3 protein-coding genes and 1 pseudogene are annotated in these 3,111 nt (G+C 66.9%); 3 read left to right on the forward strand and 1 reads right to left on the reverse strand.

What is annotated here, in order from left to right:
• The coding region (locus tag RMO30_RS13130; RefSeq protein ID WP_397427917.1) for an IMP dehydrogenase at positions 1–121 on the reverse strand (121 nt) is incomplete at its 3' end.
• Here RMO30_RS13130 and RMO30_RS09275 point away from each other — a divergent pair.
• The 3 genes and pseudogenes from RMO30_RS09275 to RMO30_RS09285 all read left to right on the forward strand — a co-directional run.
• Positions 95–1,270, forward strand: a pseudogene (locus RMO30_RS09275) (IMP dehydrogenase); the annotation flags it as partial. The gene RMO30_RS13130 and the pseudogene RMO30_RS09275 overlap by 27 nt on opposite strands.
• Positions 1,271–1,467: 197 nt before the next feature.
• Positions 1,468–2,463, forward strand: coding sequence for a type IV toxin-antitoxin system AbiEi family antitoxin domain-containing protein (locus RMO30_RS09280; RefSeq protein WP_309712373.1), 996 nt, complete (start codon positions 1,468–1,470; stop codon positions 2,461–2,463).
• The coding region (locus tag RMO30_RS09285) for an IMP dehydrogenase (RefSeq protein WP_309712376.1) at positions 2,460–3,111 on the forward strand (652 nt) is incomplete at its 3' end. The genes RMO30_RS09280 and RMO30_RS09285, both read left to right, overlap by 4 nt.

The raw sequence follows: 3,111 nt of genomic DNA on the forward strand, positions 1-3,111 counted from the left end.
TGCAGATCGAACCTGGTCCGACGCCGACCTTGATCGCGTCGGCTCCGGCGTCGATGAGCGACTGCGCGCCCGACCGGGTCGCAACGTTGCCCCCGATGAAGTCGACGCGCTGTGCGGGCAGTTCCGAGTTTCGGGTCTGCCAGTCATCGAAGGCGACGGGCGTCTCGTCGGCATCATCACGAACCGCGACATGCGTTTCGTGTCGCCGTTCGAGAAATCGACGACCCTCGTGCGCGACGTCATGACGAAGATTCCGCTCATCACCGCCCCGGTCGGCATCGACCCGGATGACGCGGTCGCGATCTTCGCGCAACACAAGATCGAGAAGCCCCCGCTCGTGGATGCCGAGGGCCGCCTCCAGGGGCTCATCACGGTGAAGGACTTCGACAAGAGCGAGAAGTACCCGAACGCGACCAAGGATTCCGAGGGTCGACTTCGGGTCGGCGCCGCCATCGGGTTCTTCGGCGACGCCTGGGACCGCGCGGGGGCACTGCGCGACGCGGGTGTTGACGTCATCGTCGTCGACACCGCCAACGGTGATTCTGCCGGGGTCCTCGAAATCATCGGGCGGCTGAAGCGCGACACCGCATTCGCGGCCATCGACATCATCGGGGGCAACGTTGCGACCCGGTCGGGCGCGCAGTCGCTCATCGACGCCGGAGCCGACGCGATCAAGGTCGGCGTCGGACCAGGTTCGATCTGCACGACGCGGGTCGTCGCCGGAGTCGGGGTGCCGCAGGTGACGGCGGTCTACGAAGCGTCGCTCGCTGCCCGCGAAACCGGGGTGCCCGTCATCGCCGACGGTGGCCTGCAGTATTCGGGCGACATCGCGAAAGCGCTCGTCGCGGGCGCCGACACCGTCATGCTCGGCTCGTTGCTCGCCGGTACCGACGAAAGCCCGGGCGACCTGGTCTACGTCAATGGCAAGCAGTTCAAAAACTATCGGGGCATGGGCTCGATCGGTGCGATGAGCGATCGCGGCAAGAAGACCTCGTACTCGCGCGACCGGTACTTCCAGGCCGACGTACCCTCCGACGCCCAGCTCATCGCCGAAGGCATCGAGGGTCGGGTCTCCTACCGGGGCTCGCTCGCCGCAACGGTGTACCAGCTCATGGGCGGCCTGCGGCAGAGCATGTTCTACGTAGGGGCCCGCACCATCCCCGAGCTGAAGGCCCGCGGCAAGTTCGTGCGCATCACCCCCGCCGGCCTCAAAGAGTCGCACCCCCACGACATCCAAATGACCGTCGAGGCGCCCAACTACACCGGGTAAGCCGGATAGGTTCGACTTAGATCCAGCCGAGCGCGGTTGGACCCTGTTCGAGGCGGGTCTAAGCGCGCCGGACTCTGTCTAGCCGGGGCATCCCTCCCCATGGGGCGCGCGAGCGGCTTTACGCCCATCGATGCCTCGAAGATCCATCTGCTCCCTCAACAGGGCAGCATCGCCGCATGTTTTCGGAACCCAGCGCGATGCTCATTCGGACCGCGGAGCTTTTGGTCTCAGGCCAAACGAGAGAGTCGATCCGTCGCCTGGTGCGTCGTGGTGACCTGGTCCGTATCCGTCGCGGTGCATACTGTCTCGGCGAGGCGTGGCGCACGCTGAACTCGCGCGAGCGGCACATCGTCCGTGCGGCCGCGGTCGTCTCGGATGTCCAGGATCCCGTGCTCGCAGGACGGTCGGCAGCGGCGGTCTGGGGCATCCCAGTCCTCGACGACACCTGGCCAGCTGAGGTGCTCCTCCTCGCGACTTATCGTGGCGGCGGAAAGTCAGAACCGGGCGTGCGGCGGACCTCCGTCGGCGCGCGAAACGCTCCAATCACGGTCCATCAGGGGCTGCCGGTCACTTCGCTGGCGCGCACCGTCGTCGATCTCGCGGCCACTGAGGGCTTCGTGGCCGGGGTGGTGGCAGCCGATTGGGCGTTGCGGACCGGGTCGAGCCGCGGCGAGCTGCTCGAGGCGGTGCTCCGGCGGTCGAGTGCGTACGGGCAGGTCGTCGCTCGGCAGTCGGTCGCATTCGCTGACGGCACGGCCGAGAATGGCGGAGAGTCCGTCGCTCGCGCGGTGATCTACCAGCTCGGTTTCGAGGAGCCAGAACTCCAGGTGGTGGTACGTGACCGGATCGGTGAGATGCGGGTCGACTTCCGGTGGCGCCGGAGCGACGGGGCCTGGGTATTCGGAGAGTTCGACGGGAAGCAGAAGTACACGCGGCAGGAGTACAACAGCGGAGACCCTGCGGAGGTCGTGTGGCGGGAGAAGAAGCGGGAGGATCGTTTGCGTGCGATTCCGGGAAGCTGCGTGCGCATCTTGTGGTCGCATCTCGCTAACCCAGTCGAGTTGATCGCGTTGCTGAGCGACGCGGGTGTCCCCAGACGGGGAAGCGCGCGGCTGGACCCCGTTCGAATCGGGTCCAACCGCGCGCAGATCCAGCCAAGCGGGAGGGGCGGGGTCGGTAGGCTCGACGGGTGAGCGACATCGAGATCGGGCGGGCCAAGCGCGCGCGGCGGGCCTACGCGTTCGACGACATCGCGATCGTGCCCAGTCGGCGCACCCGCGACCCGCACGATGTCAGCGTCGCGTGGACGATCGACGCGTTCACCTTCGACATCCCGGTGCTGGCGGCGCCGATGGATTCGGTGGTGAGTCCCGCGACCGCGATCGCGATCGGCAAACTCGGTGGCCTCGGGGTGCTCGACCTCGAGGGCGTCTGGACGCGCTATGAGGATGCCGACAAGGTTCTGAAGGAGATCCGCGGCCTGAAGGCGGTCGGCGCCACGAAGCGGCTCCAGGAGATCTACTCGGAAGCCATCAAGCCGCACCTGCTGAAGGAACGCATCGCCGAGATTCGTGCTGCCGGGGTTCCGGTCGCCGCGGCGCTCAGCCCGCAGCTCACGCAGGAGCACTACAAGACCGTCATCGACGCGGGTGTTGACCTCTTCGTGATCCGTGGCACGACGGTGTCAGCTGAGCACGTGTCGAAGAGCGTCGAACCGCTGAACCTCAAGAAGTTCATCTACGAACTCGACGTCCCCGTGATCGTCGGTGGCGCGAGCACGTACACGGCGGCGCTGCACCTCATGCGTACCGGCGCCGCGGGTGTTCTCGTCGGCTTCGGGG

It is taken from the genome of Pseudolysinimonas sp., from assembly GCF_031389465.1.
Classification (GTDB): domain Bacteria; phylum Actinomycetota; class Actinomycetes; order Actinomycetales; family Microbacteriaceae; genus Pseudolysinimonas_A.

Bases quoted from the DNA above. Each gene is read 5' to 3' on its own strand.
- RMO30_RS09280 (WP_309712373.1), top strand. From the start codon at position 1,468: ATGCTCATTCGGACCGCGGAGCTTTTGGTCTCAGGCCAAACGAGAGAG.